Origin of the sequence: Corynebacterium sp. MSK073, assembly GCF_030232085.1 — a bacterium.
In the GTDB taxonomy this organism is placed as follows: Bacteria; Actinomycetota; Actinomycetes; order Mycobacteriales; family Mycobacteriaceae; genus Corynebacterium.
Map to the genome: position 1 here is coordinate 36586 of NZ_JASPIY010000001.1, position 16106 is coordinate 52691.

General features: G+C 60.6%; 13 protein-coding genes. 10 read left to right on the forward strand and 3 right to left on the reverse strand.

All coding sequences use genetic code 11. The features are described 5' to 3' along the window. Positions 1-67 precede the first annotated feature (67 nt). Positions 68-1270, reverse strand: a complete 1203-nt coding sequence (locus QP970_RS00195) for an amidohydrolase (RefSeq protein ID WP_239269986.1) — start codon at positions 1268-1270, stop codon at positions 68-70. Positions 1271-1306: 36 nt separating this feature from the next. Here QP970_RS00195 and QP970_RS00200 point away from each other — a divergent pair, with 36 nt between their 5' ends. Then, the gene (locus tag QP970_RS00200) at positions 1307-1705 is read left to right on the forward strand and encodes a hypothetical protein (RefSeq protein ID WP_239269987.1); all 399 of its coding nucleotides are present in this window, start codon (positions 1307-1309) and stop codon (positions 1703-1705) included. Here QP970_RS00200 and QP970_RS00205 read toward each other — a convergent pair. Further along, positions 1702-2787 carry a glycerate kinase family protein gene (locus tag QP970_RS00205; protein ID WP_239269988.1) on the reverse strand — a complete coding sequence of 362 codons (1086 nt, stop codon included), beginning with the start codon at positions 2785-2787 and terminating at the stop codon, positions 1702-1704. The two genes, QP970_RS00200 and QP970_RS00205, sit on opposite strands and share 4 nt — an antisense overlap. 201 nt (positions 2788-2988) lie before the next feature. Here QP970_RS00205 and gdhA point away from each other — a divergent pair, with 201 nt between their 5' ends. Together gdhA and QP970_RS00215 are read left to right on the forward strand one after the other, a co-directional pair. Beyond that, positions 2989-4335, forward strand: a complete 1347-nt coding sequence (gene gdhA, locus QP970_RS00210; RefSeq protein ID WP_284869372.1) for an NADP-specific glutamate dehydrogenase — start codon at positions 2989-2991, stop codon at positions 4333-4335. Positions 4336-4712: 377 nt separating this feature from the next. Continuing rightward, the gene (locus tag QP970_RS00215; protein WP_239269449.1) at positions 4713-5480 is read left to right on the forward strand and encodes an SPFH domain-containing protein; all 768 of its coding nucleotides are present in this window, start codon (positions 4713-4715) and stop codon (positions 5478-5480) included. Positions 5481-5581: 101 nt separating this feature from the next. Here QP970_RS00215 and QP970_RS00220 read toward each other — a convergent pair whose 3' ends face one another. Further along, positions 5582-6199: a hypothetical protein gene (locus tag QP970_RS00220; RefSeq protein ID WP_284869373.1), complete on the reverse strand. Its 618-nt coding sequence runs from the start codon at positions 6197-6199 to the stop codon at positions 5582-5584. A 150-nt stretch (positions 6200-6349) separates the two neighbouring features. On the opposite strand from QP970_RS00220, the gene QP970_RS00225 reads away from it, so the two are divergent. The 7 genes from QP970_RS00225 to ftsY are packed head-to-tail and all read left to right on the forward strand — an operon-like array spanning position 6350 to position 15989. Then, positions 6350-6898: a YceD family protein gene (locus QP970_RS00225; protein ID WP_239275467.1), complete on the forward strand. Its 549-nt coding sequence runs from the start codon at positions 6350-6352 to the stop codon at positions 6896-6898. Next, a complete protein-coding gene (rnc, locus tag QP970_RS00230) occupies positions 6895-7665 on the forward strand; it encodes a ribonuclease III (RefSeq protein WP_239269452.1) in 771 nt (256 codons plus the stop codon). The genes QP970_RS00225 and rnc overlap by 4 nt, the downstream gene beginning before the upstream one ends. Before the next feature lie 3 nt (positions 7666-7668). After that, the gene (mutM, locus tag QP970_RS00235) at positions 7669-8484 is read left to right on the forward strand and encodes a bifunctional DNA-formamidopyrimidine glycosylase/DNA-(apurinic or apyrimidinic site) lyase (RefSeq protein WP_239269453.1); all 816 of its coding nucleotides are present in this window, start codon (positions 7669-7671) and stop codon (positions 8482-8484) included. A gap of 53 nt (positions 8485-8537) precedes the next feature. Then, positions 8538-10040, forward strand: coding sequence for an alanine/glycine:cation symporter family protein (locus tag QP970_RS00240; RefSeq protein WP_239269454.1), 1503 nt, complete (start codon positions 8538-8540; stop codon positions 10038-10040). Between the two features lie 18 nt (positions 10041-10058). Continuing rightward, the gene (locus tag QP970_RS00245; RefSeq protein ID WP_239269455.1) at positions 10059-10337 is read left to right on the forward strand and encodes an acylphosphatase; all 279 of its coding nucleotides are present in this window, start codon (positions 10059-10061) and stop codon (positions 10335-10337) included. A 57-nt stretch (positions 10338-10394) separates the two neighbouring features. Then, positions 10395-13907, forward strand: coding sequence for a chromosome segregation protein SMC (gene smc / locus QP970_RS00250; RefSeq protein WP_239269456.1), 3513 nt, complete (start codon positions 10395-10397; stop codon positions 13905-13907). 54 nt (positions 13908-13961) lie between these two features. Then, positions 13962-15989: a signal recognition particle-docking protein FtsY gene (gene ftsY / locus QP970_RS00255; protein ID WP_284869374.1), complete on the forward strand. Its 2028-nt coding sequence runs from the start codon at positions 13962-13964 to the stop codon at positions 15987-15989. Positions 15990-16106 lie beyond the last annotated feature (117 nt).

Consider the following 16106-nt stretch of genomic DNA (forward strand, 5'->3'; position numbering starts at 1 on the left):
GCCGCGCCTCCACACTCCATTGAGCAAAGGGGGACGCGGCGGATTTTTATGCCAAGATGAGCCGGGGTTAAGCGCCCAGGTACGCCAGCACCGCCGCTTGGGCGGCCTGGGTGGAGGCCTTGACCGTCGGCTCATACTCCGGCAGGAAGTTGGCCTGGTGATTGACCGGGGGATCGGCCAACTCGGCATCTGGGGTGCACCCTACGTGCCAAAAGACGTACGGCACGCCCCATGCCTGCGGCAGGTAACAAAAATCTTCGGAAGCGGTCGAGGGCGAGGCCGTAACGGATGCTTCCCCGAAGGTGGCCGCAAAGACCTCGTCGATGGGCGAATACGCGGCGGCGTCATTATCGGTGACCTCGCCGTGCGCGTAGTACTCGAAGGTGGGCTCCTTCTCGCAGCCGGAGGCCATGCATTCTGCCTTCACCATGCGCTCTAGGGAGGCGTAGACCTTTTCCGCCAGGGCTGGATCATAAAAGCGCGTATTGAGCACGAGCTCGGCGGAATCCGGGATGATGTTGTTTTTATCGCCGGAATGCAGCTCGCCCACGGAGATGACGAAAAATTCGTGCGGGGCTACCTCGCGGCCCACGATGGCCTGGAGCCGGGTAACGATCATCGCCGCGGTATAAGTCGGGTCGATGGAATTATGCGGCATGGAGGCGTGGGCGGACTTGCCAAAGATGCGTATGCGCAGGGAATCGCAGCCGGCCATGATGGGGCCTGCGGTATGGCGAACGGTGCCGGCGCGGCCAGGCATGATGTGTTGGCCTAAGCAAATATCGGGGCGCGGCACGCGCTCGGTAAGGTTATCGGCGATCATGTATTTCGCGCCCATGGATGATTCCTCCGCTGGCTGGAACAGGGCGAGGAAGGTGCCGGACCAGGTATCGCGGGAGGCATCGAGAAGCGCACAGGCACCGAGTAGGGCCGTGGTGTGCATATCGTGCCCGCAGGCGTGCATGTAGTCATTGGTCGAGGAATACGCCACGCCGGTGGCCTCCTTGACCGGCAGGGCATCGAAATCGGCGCGCATGAGCGCGGTGGGGCCATCGCCATTGCGGAAAATGGCGACCATGCCATGCCCGCCAATGTTTTCTTCTACCTCGCAATCAAACTCCGCTAACTTGGCGCGGATGCGCGCCGCGGTGCGTTCCTCCTCGTGGGAAAGCTCGGGGTGGCGGTGCAGATCTTCGTAAAAATCCCGCTGCCACGCCAGGTCAGTATCCGCAGAGTGGACCATGGAAGCGATGTTTGTGGAATAAGACATAGTTTTCATCCCTTTGGTTAGGGTAGGGTCAGCTATATGCCGACTATTCAATTCGATGTATTGGTTCCAGATGAGCAAGCGGACCGCGTGGAGGAAATTTTCACCACTGCCACCGATAAGCTGGTAGCGGGCGGATCGCTTACCTCCGCCGAGGTTACTCGCCCGGCAGATCCCCAGTTCCCTGAGGGCTTGGAGGAGCAGCTGCAGCAAAATTACCGTGATGAACATGAAGAGCGCGATTTAGAAGGCGCCCACGCCCATCGCTATAACATCGCGGTGGAGGGGGCAACCGGCTCCGTGAACCAGCTGGCTATGGTGCTGTCGCGTTTGCTCACGCCGCACGCCGTATTGCCCAAGGATCACGTGCTGCTGGAGGATGAGTTGGCGCATGAACGCCCCGCCATCTTTCCGTGGACGGTCGAGATTCGCCCTTAGCCCAGCTGCTTGACGATGTCCCGGGCAGCCCTAGCCAGCTGCTCCGGCATCCCACCTTCTTGATCTAGCTCCGCGGTGACGTGCTCGGTGTCCTGGTTGATGGCCCCGGCAACGATGCCGACGGGGGTAGAAGACTCCGCCGCCAGGTCCGCGACGGTGCCGACGACCTTGCCGGTTAAGGATTGCTCGTCAAATGCGCCTTCGCCGGTGATGACGAGGTCAGCCTGAGAAATGGCCTCGGCGAGTCCGAGGGCCTTGGCCACATGTGCCCCGCCAGAGACGACGCGGGCGTGCTCATCGGTGCCCCATAGGGTGCGCGAAAGCCAGGTAAGGCCGATGGGGATGCCGCCTGCCGCACCGGTAAATTCCGCCTCCGGATCCGTGCCGGTGACCTTGCACAATTGGAGGAGGGCGCCTGCAAGCAAGGCAATCTGTTCGCCCTCTGCGCCTTTTTGAGGTCCGTACATGGTGGCTGCCTGCATAGCCTTAGCCCGGGTATCGGCCAAGAGCGTGAAATCAACCATGCCCGCTTTGATATTTAATTGCGCGGTATCGATGGAATCGAGCTGCACCAATGGGGCGCCGCCCTTGGGCAGGGCATAGCCGCGTGCATCGTGGGCGGCGGCGCCGAGGGCCGCAAGGATGCCCATGCCACCGTCGATGCTGGCCGTGCCACCAAGGCCGAGCACGATGGAGGTGGCGCCGCGGGATTGGGCATCGGCAAGCAGCACGCCCGTGCCATAAGAATCCGCGTGGAGGGGATCGAGCGCGTCGCGGACCGCGGGCAGCCCGGTGGCGGCGGCGACGTCGATGAAGGCCGTGTGCCCAGCGAGGAAATACTGCGCCTCGGTCAAACGCCCCACCGCATCCGTGGTGGGAAGGGTAATGGTCTGGGTTTCTTGCCCGCCCGCCGCGGCGGCCTGGGCCAACACCTGGGCGGTGCCTTCGCCGCCATCGGCCATGGGCAAGGTGGTGACGGTGGCGGTGGGGTAGTGCTGGCGAATTCCGTTGGCGATTCCGGCTGCGGCTTCCGTGGCAGAAGCGGTACCTTTAAAAGAGTCAGGCGCGACGACAATATGCATGCCCGCGATTATAAAGCCCGCGACCCGCACTGCGGCTTTCTGCTAGGAATCCGAACGCTCTACAGAAAATATTTATCTTTATTGTCGCAGGTGAACGTGGGTAATTGGGGGACTGAGAAATAATTGTACTTGCATTATCGGTAGATTGATAGGAAACTAGTTCCTGCTAGTCAAACTCCACGAGAATGGGATTTATACACTATGTCTGTTGATAGCCAGATTTCTGAGTACTACAACAAGCTACTCAAGCGTAACGCCGGTGAACCGGAATTCCACCAGGCGGTGTCCGAGGTGCTGGATTCGCTCAAGATCGTCCTGGATAAGGACCCACACTACGCAGACTACGGTCTGGTTGAGCGCCTGTGCGAACCGGAGCGCCAGCTCATCTTCCGCGTCCCATGGGTTGATGACAACGGCGAGGTGCAGGTCAACCGCGGCTTCCGTGTGCAGTTCAACTCCGCGCTCGGACCGTACAAGGGTGGCCTGCGTTTCCACCCCTCGGTAAACCTGGGCATTATTAAGTTCTTGGGCTTTGAGCAGATCTTTAAAAACTCCCTGACCGGCCTGCCCATCGGTGGCGGCAAGGGTGGCTCCGACTTTGACCCGAAGGGCAAGTCCGAGCAGGAAGTTATGCGCTTCTGCCAGTCCTTCATGACCGAGCTGCACCGCCACATCGGCGAGTACCGCGACGTTCCTGCCGGCGATATCGGCGTCGGCGGCCGCGAAATCGGCTTCCTCTTCGGCCAGTTCCGCCGCCTGACCACCCAGCACGAGTCCGGCGTCCTGACCGGCAAGGGCCTGACCTGGGGCGGTTCCTTGGTACGTACCGAGGCCACCGGTTTCGGTGCCGTTTACATCACCGAAGAAATGATGAAGACCCACGGCGAGTCCTTCGACGGCGCCAAGGTCATCGTGTCCGGCTCCGGTAACGTTGCCATCTACGCCGCCGCAAAGGCACAGGAACTCGGCGCTACCGTGGTTGCCATGTCTGACTCCTCCGGCTACATCCCCACCCCGAACGGCGTGGACGTTGACCTGCTTCGCGATGTCAAGGAAGTGCGCCGCGAGCGCATCTCCACCTACGCCAAGGAAGCTGGCAACGGCGTGGAGTTCCACGAGGGCGGCAATATCTGGGATGTCCAGGCTGATGTTGCACTGCCGTGTGCAACCCAGAACGAGCTCGACGGCGAATCCGCCAAGAAGCTCGTCGAGGGCGGCGTGCGCTACGTTGCAGAGGGCGCTAACATGCCGTCTACCCCGGATGCGGTGCACGTATTCCAGGACTCCAAGATCAACTTCGCACCCGGCAAGGCTGCCAACGCCGGTGGTGTGGCAACCTCCGCACTGGAGATGCAGCAGAACGCATCCCGCGACTCCTGGTCCTTCGAGTACACCGATGACCGCCTGCGCGGCATCATGAGCAACATCTTCAAGAACATCGACAACACGGCCAAGGAATACGACCGTGAAGGCGACTACGTGGCTGGCTCCAATATCGCCGGCTTCAAGAAGGTGGCTGACGCCATGCTGGCACAGGGCGTTATCTAAACTCCCCTTCATTCACGGCTCCCCATTTCCCCGCACCCGCAAGGAATACGACCGTGAAGGCGACTACGTGGCTGGCTCCAATATCGCCGGCTTCAAGAAGGTGGCTGACGCCATGCTGGCACAGGGCGTTATCTAAACTCCCCTTCATTCACGGCTCCCCATTTCCCCGCACCCGCGGGGAGACGGGGAGCTTTTGCATTGCTGCGATGGCACGGCAGCTGTATGCGCCAGTGCCGCAGGTATGTGGAGGGAAAATGGGTTAATCGCACACGGGAAGCGAATTGAACTCGGAGAGCTTTAGCCTTCGTTGCATCGGCCTGAGGATCCAAGGCGCGCCCTCCACACAATGCGGGGTGGCGCGTTGTAGAATTCCCAGCATGTACCGTGTCTTTGAATCCCTTGATGAATTAGTTCAGCATTTGGAGCAGGCTTCTGGCTTTCCCATGACCTCCAATTGCTTGGTCCCCCGCCATGAGATGCTGGCGCTTCTCGATGACCTGCGCAACGCGCTGCCCGTAGAAATCGACGATGCGCAGGACGTTTTAGACAAGCAAGACGAGATTATCCGCGGCGCCGAAGAGCGTGCGGATAACACCATTAATGAGGCGTCTGCGGAGGCCACCGACATGGTGAGCCAGGCGCGCCAAGAGGCCGATACCACGGTTGCGCAGGCAGAAGAACATGCGCAGCGGCTAGTGGCCGATGCCGAGGCACGCGCTCAAAACACTGTTGAGCAAGCCCGCGCAGATGCGGACCGCACCATTGCTCAGGCCAATGAGGAATACGAGCGCTCGGTGGCTGAGGGCCGCCAGGAACAAGAGCGTTTGGTTTCCGAATCTGAAGTTGTGCGCCGCGCCAACGAAGAAGCCAACCGGATCGTGGAGACCGCATACACCGAATCCAACCGGCTGCGCACGGAGTGCGATGACTTTGTAGATAGCAAGCTCAGCGAATTTGAAAGCTCCCTCAGTGGCCTCTTGCGCACCGTAAACTCCGATCGTTCCGCCCTGCGCGGTGGGGCCGGCGTGCGCTCTCGCGGCGGCGACTACCTGCCGTCCACGAACGCCGGTTCTTCCCGCGGTGGTGCTAGCACCCCGCGCTACGGTGAGGGCGACGGCTACGAGCGCCGTTACACCGAGCGCTAAAGGCGTAAGTTACAAGGCACGACGCTTAAAAAGTCCTGCTGCACGGGTGATTTGCGAAAATCGCGTCACCGTGTAGCAGGACTTATTGTGCTTGTGGGAGGCTAGACCGAGCTGCGAGAGTTGGAGTAGCGCGGCGTGGGGGACGATGAGGGGGCATCGGCAAGCGCGGCGTCAGCAGTATTCGTAGCAGGGTGAGGGCGCTGGCTCTGGACCGCTACGAAGGCTACAATCCCCGCGCTGACCAGGCCGGGGAAGAGGAAGGTGACCAGGGCCGTGGTGAAGTAGGAGGTGAGCGAGGTCATCGAGCCGCTCATAAAGTCTTGGGGGAAGAACATCGCGCTAAGACTAATAACCGCGCCTGCGGTCAGGAACATGGCGCCGACGCAAAGCAGCGCGCAGGCAAGGGCTTCGCGCGAGAGCCACGTAATGGCGGCGGCGCTGGCGGAAAATACAAGGGCGCCGGTAAGCACCGTGAGGTCGAGGCCGGAGGGAATGACCAAAATCGCGCCGGAGATAAGCCCCGCACACATGCTGAGGATGAGGGCGGAGGAAAGGCGCAGGCCCTTGTCGCCGTAGATGCCAGAGTGGTCAGCCTTGGGCAGGCGATGGAGGACTAACCCAGAGATGACCAAGAAGGTGGCGGGAAGGCAGCACAACACTCCGAATCTAGGAGCGATAGCGCTCAAATCTCCTGAGGCCGCGGCCAAGTGGTAAGTCATGCTTTCAGGCTAAGGCCGCCGCGGCCTGCAGGAAAGGGAAAACCGGCAAGCCATAGCGCTTTATGCCCAAACCTTCAGTTTCTTGCCAGAAAATGCGGTCGTGCCAGCAACTACGCGGAGTTTGCGAGGCAGGGTAGACTACCAACTGTTATGACATCTCCATTGAAGTTCGATGTGGGCGAATTATTAAACGCCCAAGGCGCTGACGTAATGCCGGAACAACGCACCCAGACGGGCCCTGCACCGGAAAGGATCGGCGTGGAAATGATCGCCATCCCCAAAGGCGAAGATCTCACCGTTGCCGCGACCCTGACCCCGCTGGGTTCAGGCGTTCTGGTTGATGCAGATATCTCGGGTGTTCTCACGGGCGAGTGTGCGCGCTGCTTAAAAGAGCTACACCCGCAGCTGGATTTGCACGTGACCCAGGTTTTTGCCGCCGATGAATCCTTTGTCAGCGGCGATGACGCCGATTCTGACGATGCCGGTTCGGGCGATGAAATCCCCGAAATCCAAGACGATGAGCTGGATCTACTCCAGGCGGTGATTGATGAAGTCGGCCTGAACCTTCCCTTCGCCCCCGTCTGCGAAGACGGCTGCGATATTCAGACCCCAGAGGGTGTGACCACCGGAATCTCCGGGGAAGAAGAGGAAGAGGAGAAGATAGACCCGCGCTGGGCAGGTCTGGAGAAGTTCCTATGAGCCGCAAGAAGAAGCTGACCGGGCACGAGGCATGGGAGGCCGCCTTTGCGGCGGTGGACCACAGCTCGCTCTTGGAATCGCTCGGCGTTGCCCTGGAACCGGACAGTCTGCGCTTGGCGCTCACACACCGTTCCTTTGCCAATGAAAACGGCCACCTGCCTAATAACGAGCGCCTTGAGTTCTTGGGCGATGCCGTCTTAGGGCTATCGGTGGCCGCGAAGCTGTACGTGACGTATCCATCGCGCCCGGAATCCGATATCTCTAAGATGCGCGCCTCCATTGTCTCGCGCTATGGGCTTTCCGATATCGCGCGTGAGATTAACCTGGGTCCGCATATCTTATTGGGCAAGGGCGAGCAGTCCACCGGTGGGCGGGATAAGGATTCCATCCTTGCGGATACCACCGAGGCGATTTTTGGTGCCATTTACCGCGAGCACGGCTTTGAAACCGCCCGCGATGTCATCCTGCGCCTCTTTGCGGAAAAGATCGATAATGCCTCCGTCAGCGGGCGCCACTTGGACTGGAAGACCACCTTGCAAGAGCTGTGTGCTGAGTTGAAAGCACCCATGCCGGTCTATTCGGCTACCGCTACCGGCCCAGAACACGATCAAACCTTCAGCGCGGTTGCCACCGTCGCCGGGCTGACCGTGGGAAATGGGCAGGGCCACAATAAGAAATTAGCGGAGCAGCAGGCCGCGCAAGAAGCATGCCAAACCCTGCGCGAAACCCCGTTGCTGGTGCAAGGGACCGCCCATAAAGAAGGCTAAATAATGCCAGAGTTGCCCGAAGTAGAATCGGTGCGCCGCGGGGTGGAAACCTACGTCGTGGGCAAAGAAATTACGGCGGTAGACATTGCGCACCCGCGGGCGAACCGCGGCCAAGATGAACCGCTGGCGGGCCTTGTCGTGGGCAAGGAAATCGCCGCGGTGGCCCGCCGCGGCAAATTCATGTGGCTGGAATTCGTGGGGGAGGACCCGATGGATAGCCACCGCGACGTGCTTTTTATTCACTTAGGCATGTCGGGTCAGTTGCGCATCGGCCCTACCGATTCGCCGCACCGCCGCATCACGGTAGGGCTCAGCGATGGCACCGACCTGCACTTTGTGGACCAGCGCACCTTTGGATACTGGCTATATGCGCCGTGGTCCAAGATCTCCCATATCGGCTTGGATCCCCTGGAACCCGATTTTGATATCGCTAGCGCTGCGCGCCGCCTGCGGCAGAAGAAAACCGCGGCAAAAACGGCGCTATTGGATCAATCGCTGGTATCTGGCATTGGCAATATCTACGCAGATGAAGCGCTGTGGGCAGCACGCATTTCACCGCGCAAGAAAGCTTCTGCGCTGCGGCAAAAAGACGCCGTGGCGCTATTAAGCGCGGCGCAGACCGTGATGTCTGCCGCCCTCAAAGCGGGGGGAACGAGCTTTGATTCTTTGTACGTTAACGTCAATGGTGAATCCGGCTATTTCGCGCGCTCGCTTGCAGCTTATGGCCGCGCTGGCCAGCCATGTTCCCGCTGCGGCACGCCCATTGAGCGGTGTGTTATCGGGGGACGCTCGAGCCATTATTGCCCCCACTGCCAATAATCTCGCACCCGTGAGGTTCACGTTGTGCACCTTCAGGCAGTAAATTAATTCGCATGGAATTTCTCGAAAATGTCGTCACGACATTTAACGATGGCGTGTGGACATACATCCTGCCCTGGCTGCTTATCGGTGCAGGCCTGTTATTTGGCGCTCGTACCGCGGTGGTGCAGATTCGCAAAGTACCCGATATGCTGCGCGCCGTGGTCGAGCGACCCAACAGCGATGATGAGGATGAGGGCGCAGGAAGCGGGGGAATCTCCGCATTTAAGGCATTTACCATCTCCGCAGCATCGCGCGTGGGCACCGGCAACGTTGCCGGCGTCGCGGTGGCCATCTCCGTAGGCGGACCTGGCGCCGTCTTCTGGATGTGGATCATCGCCCTCCTTGGTGGTGCGACCGCCTTCGTGGAATCCACCCTGGCGCAGCTGTGGAAGGTCCGCAATGGCGATACGTACCGCGGCGGGCCGGCCTACTACATGAAGCGTGGCCTGGGCTGGGGCCCGCTCGGCGTTCTTTTCTCTATTGCTATCGTCTTTACCTTTGGCTTGGTCTATAACTCCTTCCAGACCAACGCCATTGTAGAGGCCGTGGCCTTTTCCTTCGGCCGCGAAGACGATGCCACCTTTGGCTCCATCATTGGCATCATCATCGCGATTGCCGCGGGCCTCATCATTTTTGGCGGCGTGAAGCGCATTGCCAATATCACCCAGGTAGTCGTTCCGTTTATGGCCCTGGCGTACCTGCTCATAGGTGGCTTCGTGGTCATTACGAACTTTGACAAGGTCCCGGGCATGCTGGGCGATATCATCGGCCACGCGCTTGGCTTTAAGGAAATCGCCGGTGCGGGCATCAGCACCGCTATGATGAAGGGCATCCAGCGTGGCCTGTTTTCCAATGAGGCCGGCGAAGGTTCTGCTCCTAACGCGGCGGCGACCGCCACCGTCTCCCACCCGGTAAAGCAGGGCCTGGTGCAGACCTTGGGCGTGTACTTCGACACCATCGTGGTCTGTACCATTACCGCCTTCCTGATCCTGCTTGGCCCGGAAGTTGCCTACGGTGAAGAGGCCGAGGGCGTTTCCCTTACCCAGGCGGCCTTGTCCGCCGAGGTTGGCCACTGGGGCATTCACTTCGTCAGCTTCATCCTGTTCTTCCTGGCTTTTTCTTCCATCTTGGGCAATTACTATTTGGCAGAAGCCAACCTGGAATACCTCACCACCAATAAGACGGTGCTCAATACCTTCCGCCTCGTGGTGCTGTTCTTTGTCTGGTTCGGTGCCGTCGGGTCCCTGCCATTGGTCTTCGCCCTGGCGGATACCGGTGCGGCGACGATGGTGATCCTGAATATCATCGCCATTGTTCCGTTATCCGGCGTGGCCATTCAATTGCTGAAGAACTTCAACGAGCAGCGCAGTAAGGGAGTCGATCCGGTCTTCCACCGCGATATGCTTCCGGGTGTGCCCGGCGTGGAGTGCTGGGACGGTTCTGACCCAGTGACCCGCCGCAGCGCTGCGGACCGTAAAATCTTGCGCGATCGCGGCGAGGCCGATCGCTACTAATGAGGATGGTGCAGTGACATGGAAAGAATGACGGCTTTTGTGCACGGCAACGTGCAAGGAGTGGGCTTTCGCTGGTGGACGCGGTCGCGCGCACTGGAATTAGGCCTTTCTGGGCATGCGACCAACCTGGCAGACGGCCGCGTGCAGGTTGTTGCTGAGGGCCCGCGCACAGACTGCGAGAAGCTCTTGGAACTATTGCAGGAGCAACCGAGCACCACCCGCCGCCCCGGCAGCGTCGATTTAGTGGTCGAGCAGTGGGCTGCTGCGAAGGGCGAAAGCGGCTTTGTCGAGCGCTAATAGCCAACCCAATGCTTGCTGCAACTCGTGTCTTAAAGGCTTGCTACACTATCCCAAATGCACCTGAAATCGCTGACGCTCAAAGGCTTTAAGTCATTCGCGTCGGCGACGTCTCTCAAATTTGAGCCGGGCATCTGCGCTGTTGTCGGCCCGAACGGTTCCGGCAAATCCAACGTGGTCGATGCCCTTGCCTGGGTCATGGGAGAGGCTAGCGCAAAGACCCTGCGCGGCGGCAAGATGCAAGACGTCATCTTCGCCGGGGCAGGCGACCGCAAGCAACTGGGCCGAGCCGAGGTCACGCTCACCATCGATAATGCCGATGGTGCGCTGCCCATCGAGTACTCCGAGGTATCTGTTACCCGCCGCATGTTCCGCGACGGCGCGAGCGAATACGAAATCAATGGGGCAAAGGCCCGGTTGATGGATATCCAGGAGCTGCTTTCTGATTCCGGCATTGGCCGAGAGATGCACATCATCGTGGGGCAGGGCAAGCTTTCTGAAATTCTAGAATCGCGCCCCGAGGATCGCCGCTCCTATATCGAGGAAGCCGCAGGTGTCCTCAAACACCGCCGCCGCAAAGAAAAAGCCCAGCGCAAACTCACGGGCATGCAGGCCAATTTGGACCGCCTGCAGGATTTGACTGATGAGCTGGGAAAACAACTCAAGCCCTTGGCGCGGCAGGCAGAAGCTGCCCAGCGCGCGGCCACGGTGCAGGCTGATGTGCGCGATGCGCGCCTGCGCCTGGCCGGAGGCCGCATCGTCGGCCTGCGGCAGAAGCTTTCCGCTGCCGAGCAGACCGCGACGGTCTTATCTACCCAGGTGGAAGAGACCACGGCGCAGCTCGAAGAAGCGACCGAGCACCAAATGGAGCTGGAAACCCAGCTGGAGGAGGTCAATCCGCAAGCGGAAGCGGCCCAAAAACTGTGGTTTGATCTCTCGACCTTGTCCGAGCGCATTGCGGCGACCCAGCGCATCGCAGAGGAGCGGGCGGATAATGCCGGGTCCCAGGTCGCCTATGCCGGCCAGGATCCGGATGATCTTGAGGCCAAGGCGACGCGCGCGGACGAGGAACACGAGGAGCTCGTGGTAGCGGCAGAAGAAGCTGCGGAGCGGTTAGAAAGCATTCGGGAGGAAGTGGCGGAGCGTCGGCAAGCATTCGAGGCCGCCGAGCACGAACATATGGCACAGGTGCGCGCCATTGCGGACCGCCGCGAGGGAGTTGTGCGCCTTTTTGCCGCCGAAGAAAAGGCGGCGGGGCAGGTAGCCAGCGCGGAAGAAGAGCTGGCGCGGCAGGAAGAGGCCGTGGCTTCGCTGCAGCGCCGCACCCAGAATGCGCAGGCAGAAGCCGCTGAGGTAGCGCAGAAGTTGGATAATTATGCCGCGGAGCGCCAGCCTTTGGAGGAGGCGCATACGCGGGCTGCCAGCGAGTCCGGTGCTGCCGATAAGCGCTTGGATCAGCTCCGCGATGCCCAGCGCGAGCGCGAGCGCAGTGTCTATACGTTGCGGTCCCGCATCGATACGCTGTCCCAGACCATCCCCGAGTCGGTCGAGGTGGGCGAAGAATTCCAGCCATTGGCCGCGTATATTTCCACCACCTATGAATCGGCGGTTGCGGCCGCGTTGGGCACCTTCGCAGAGGCGCAGGCGGGGCAGTTGACCGAGGGCTTGATTGCGGATCTGGAGAAGGGCCCGCGCTCGGCGCTGCTAGATGCGGCGGCTTCAGCGCCCGCGAGTTCGTGGCGCGTCGATGCCGATCTGCCGCCGCAAGCTTCCTGGTTGCTGGATCACGTCACGGTGCAACCTGAGGTTTCGGTGGCGTTGCACCGGCTGCTTGCCGATGTCGCCCTCGTCCCCGATATTGCCCACGGCCGGCGCCTCGTGGCCGATGATCCGCGCCTGCGCGCCGTGACCGCGTCCGGGGTTGTCATCGGCGAAGGGTGGGTCGAGGTCGGCACCGGTTCCTCGTCCACCGTGGAGGTCACCGCCCGCATCGCGGAGGCTGAAGAGGAGTTAGAGCAGGCAAATCAAGCCCTGCACGAGCTTTCTGGCACCTTGAAGGGGGCAAAGATTGCCGCCGAGGATGCCCGCGTGACGGCCGCATCCGCCAAGGCAGCATTGCGGGAGCACGATACCGAGGTTGATGCCTGGAAGCGCGATCATCACCGCCTGGAGAAGCAGTACGAGGCAAATAAGGCGGAGCTGGAAAAGTCCGCGCAGCGCGCCACCGAGATCGAGATCCGGTTGCAGAAAGCCAACCAGGAGCTTGCCGATGCCCGCGATAGGCTCGCCCGCGTCGATGCCGACGATCAACCAGACGAGCCCTCGTCCGCCGATAGGGATGCCGCCTCGGCCGCGCTGGAAGAGGTAAAATCCATGGAAATGGAGGCCCAAGTCGCGGCCCGCTCGGCGCAAGAGCGCGTGGGTCAAGTTGCCGGCAAGGCCGATAATTTGCGGCGCCAGGCCCAACACGAGCGCCAAGCGAAGGCCCGCCATGAACAGGCCATGGCCCGCCGCAAGGCGCAGGGGCAATTGGCATCAGCGGTGGCACGGCACGCACAGGACTTGGCAGCCCGGGCAAACCAGCTTTTAAGCCGCGCCACCTCCGAGCGCGATGAGTTTGTCCACGAGCGCAACTCCTTAAATTCCCAATTGCAGCAGGCCAAGCAGGCGGTATCGGCCGCACGTCAAAATAGCGACCGGCTAACAGCACGGGCGCATGAAGCAGAGCTAGCTCGTTCGCAGGCGCAGGTGCGCCTAGATGAAGCCGAAAAAAAGATTGGCGAACAACTGGGCATCGCTATCGCTGACCTTTTGCGCGATTTCACCCCGGGCGAAGACTTCGACCGCAGCGCGGAAAAGTCGCGACTGCAGCAGGCGGAAAAGGATTTGAACTCCTTGGGCAAGGTCAACCCCTTGGCCTTGGAGGAATATAAGGCGCTGGAAGAGCGCTACAGCTACCTTTCTACGCAGCTAGACGATGTCATCCAAGCCCGCCAGGATCTCGCCGGGGTGATTTCGGACGTGGATAAGCAGATCCTGCAGCTGTTTACCGATGCCTGGCGGGATGTGGAAGCAGAGTTTCCCAAGGTATTCAATACCCTCTTCCCGGGTGGAGAGGGCCGGTTAATCCTTACCGAGCCAGAAGACATGCTCACCACCGGCATCGAGGTCGAAGCCCGGCCGCCAGGCAAGAAGGTCAAGCGCCTGTCGCTGCTTTCCGGCGGCGAGAAATCCCTTACCGCGCTGGCCATGCTCGTGGCGATCTTCCGTGCGCGCCCCAGCCCGTTCTACGTCATGGATGAGGTCGAGGCAGCGCTTGATGATGTCAACCTGCGCCGGCTCATCGCCTTATTCGAGGAACTGCGGAAAGATTCCCAGCTCATTGTCATCACGCACCAAAAGCCGACCATGGATGTGGCCAATGTCCTCTATGGCGTGACCATGCGCGGCGATGGCATCACCCGGGTCATCTCCCAGCGCATGAATCCAGCCGGACTCGCGCCGGGAGCCGAGCAAGCGAGCCAGGATGCGACGCGGCTTGGAGTTGATGCACCGCAATCAACGGAATAGAAGATTTCGCCGCCCTTATGTGCCGCAAGCCCGAAAGGCTGGCACTATAGAGGCATGAATTCTTTATGGTTATGGATCGGCATAGCAGTCGTTGTCATTGTGCTGATTGTCGTCTTCATTGCAATCGGCAAAAAGCGCGGTGAATCCAAGAAGGTTTCTTTCGAAAAACCCAAGGAAGAGCCCAAACAGCTAACCCAGGAGCAAAAGTCCGGCAATTACCAGGCGAAGTCTGGCTTCAACTTTGCCCCAGCAGGCTCAAAAGAACCCGAAAAGGTAGCGCAGGAGAAGCCGCAGCAGACTCAACCGCAGCAGGCTAAGCAGCCGCAGCAGCGGGAGTCTTCGGAGCAGTCAGAGCCCAGCGCCACCGATATCGCGAATGCCCAGCTCAACGGTGAAGAGCCGCCGGCGGCCAAGCGACCTGAACCGGCTAAGGATAAGAACGCTGCCCCCGATAAGGCGGCCAAGGAGGAAGAACCGCAGCGCCAAGAATCTGCATCTGACGAGCAGTCAAAGAAGTCCGCAGAACCTGAGCAACCTGCAGCGGACGGCGATGGCGATAAAGCTAAGGCCGAGTCCGATCCTGCCACCACTCCGGAACCGGAACCCAAGCCTGCGGCGGATAAGCCTGAAGGCAAAGGCGCTGCCGGTACTGCGGCTGCCGCTGGGGCCGCAGCTGGGGGAGTCGGCGCCGCTGCTGCAGCCTCTGGTGACCGCCAGGAATCCGCCGCAGATGAGGCAAAGGATCATTCTGACAAGCCGGATTCCGCGCAAGCTTCCGCACCTGCTTCCGCAAAGGCGGAAGCAAAGGATAAAGAAGTAGAGGACAGCGAGCACTCCGCCCCAGCCGCCGCCGAGAAACCTGCGGCAGAAAGTGCGAACGACTACCACCGCGGCGAGCCAGACCATGAAGAAAAAGACCCGGAAGACGTTGTATCCGTCGAGGCCGCCGAGGTAGAGGATGAATCCCCGGTCTTCGATGAGGTGGTAGATGATAAAGACGCAGACCACATCGAAGAACGCGTCGATAACCACGAGGAAGCAGAAGAAGCTGCGGCTGCAGCCGATGCACAAACGGATGCTGCGGAAGCAGCCAAGGAACAAACTCCGGTGCCAGAAGGCGAACCTGCTGCGGCGGCCCAGCCCACCGAGGACATCGCTCCGGCGGGAGGCCGCCTCGGCCGTCTGCGCGGGCGCCTCTCTCGTTCCCAGAACGCCATCGGCCAAGGCTTGATGGGAATTCTTTCCGCCGGCGATCTGGACGAAGACGCCTGGGAGGAAATCGAAGATACCCTCATCATGGCGGATCTGGGCACCAAGTCCACGATGAAGGTCACCGATTCCTTGCGCGACAAGATTGCTGAGCGTGGCGTGTCGAGCGAGGAAGAGGCCCGCGCCATGCTGCGTGAATGCCTCATCGAGGCGTGCCACCCAGAAATGGATCGCTCCATTCGCGCGATGCCCAATGACGGAAAGCCCGCCATTGTCATGGTCGTAGGCGTCAACGGCACCGGTAAGACCACCACCACCGGTAAGCTCGCCCGCGTTCTCGTATCGATGGATCACAGCGTCCTGTTGGGTGCGGCAGATACCTTCCGTGCTGCGGCTGCAGACCAGCTAGAAACGTGGGGACGCCGCGTGGGCGCCGAAACCGTGCGTGGCAAGGAAGGCGCAGACCCAGCCTCCGTGGCCTTTGATGCCGTGGCCACCGGTGTGGAACAGCAGGTCGATGTCGTCTTGGTCGATACGGCCGGCCGCCTGCACACCTCGACTGACCTGATGGATCAGCTGGGCAAGGTCAAGCGCGTCGTAGAAAAGAAGACCGAGGTTGATGAGGTCCTCTTGGTCCTCGATGCCACGGTGGGCCAAAACGGCCTGGCACAGGCTCGCATTTTCCGCGAGGTCGTGGATATTTCCGGCGTGGTGCTCACCAAGTTGGATGGCACGGCGAAGGGCGGCATCGTCTTCCAAGTGCAAGAGGAGTTGGGCGTTCCAGTCAAGCTTGTGGGCTTGGGCGAGGGTGCCGATGACCTTGCGCCATTCGAAGTCGAAGGATTCGTCGATGCCTTGCTAGGTGAGAAATAGGGTCTTCTCCCTCAACCGTTTTAGATAACTCCCCAGTACCTGGCTGCTCATTAAATGAAGTAGTCGCGGGTGCTGGGGAGTTTTTCGCGCCTATGTGCCTTGCAGGTATGTCCTGCG

What these genes read in the sequence shown, in the direction of transcription:
- QP970_RS00195 (WP_239269986.1), bottom strand. Translation starts at nt 1,270, where the DNA reads ATGTCTTATTCCACAAACATCGCTTCCATGGTCCACTCTGCGGATACT.
- QP970_RS00200 (WP_239269987.1), top strand. Translation starts at nt 1,307, where the DNA reads ATGCCGACTATTCAATTCGATGTATTGGTTCCAGATGAGCAAGCGGAC.
- QP970_RS00205 (WP_239269988.1), bottom strand. Translation starts at nt 2,787, where the DNA reads ATGCATATTGTCGTCGCGCCTGACTCTTTTAAAGGTACCGCTTCTGCC.
- gdhA (WP_284869372.1), top strand. Translation starts at nt 2,989, where the DNA reads ATGTCTGTTGATAGCCAGATTTCTGAGTACTACAACAAGCTACTCAAG.
- QP970_RS00215 (WP_239269449.1), top strand. Translation starts at nt 4,713, where the DNA reads ATGTACCGTGTCTTTGAATCCCTTGATGAATTAGTTCAGCATTTGGAG.
- QP970_RS00220 (WP_284869373.1), bottom strand. Translation starts at nt 6,199, where the DNA reads ATGACTTACCACTTGGCCGCGGCCTCAGGAGATTTGAGCGCTATCGCT.
- QP970_RS00225 (WP_239275467.1), top strand. Translation starts at nt 6,350, where the DNA reads ATGACATCTCCATTGAAGTTCGATGTGGGCGAATTATTAAACGCCCAA.
- rnc (WP_239269452.1), top strand. Translation starts at nt 6,895, where the DNA reads ATGAGCCGCAAGAAGAAGCTGACCGGGCACGAGGCATGGGAGGCCGCC.
- mutM (WP_239269453.1), top strand. Translation starts at nt 7,669, where the DNA reads ATGCCAGAGTTGCCCGAAGTAGAATCGGTGCGCCGCGGGGTGGAAACC.
- QP970_RS00240 (WP_239269454.1), top strand. Translation starts at nt 8,538, where the DNA reads ATGGAATTTCTCGAAAATGTCGTCACGACATTTAACGATGGCGTGTGG.
- QP970_RS00245 (WP_239269455.1), top strand. Translation starts at nt 10,059, where the DNA reads ATGGAAAGAATGACGGCTTTTGTGCACGGCAACGTGCAAGGAGTGGGC.
- smc (WP_239269456.1), top strand. Translation starts at nt 10,395, where the DNA reads ATGCACCTGAAATCGCTGACGCTCAAAGGCTTTAAGTCATTCGCGTCG.
- ftsY (WP_284869374.1), top strand. Translation starts at nt 13,962, where the DNA reads ATGAATTCTTTATGGTTATGGATCGGCATAGCAGTCGTTGTCATTGTG.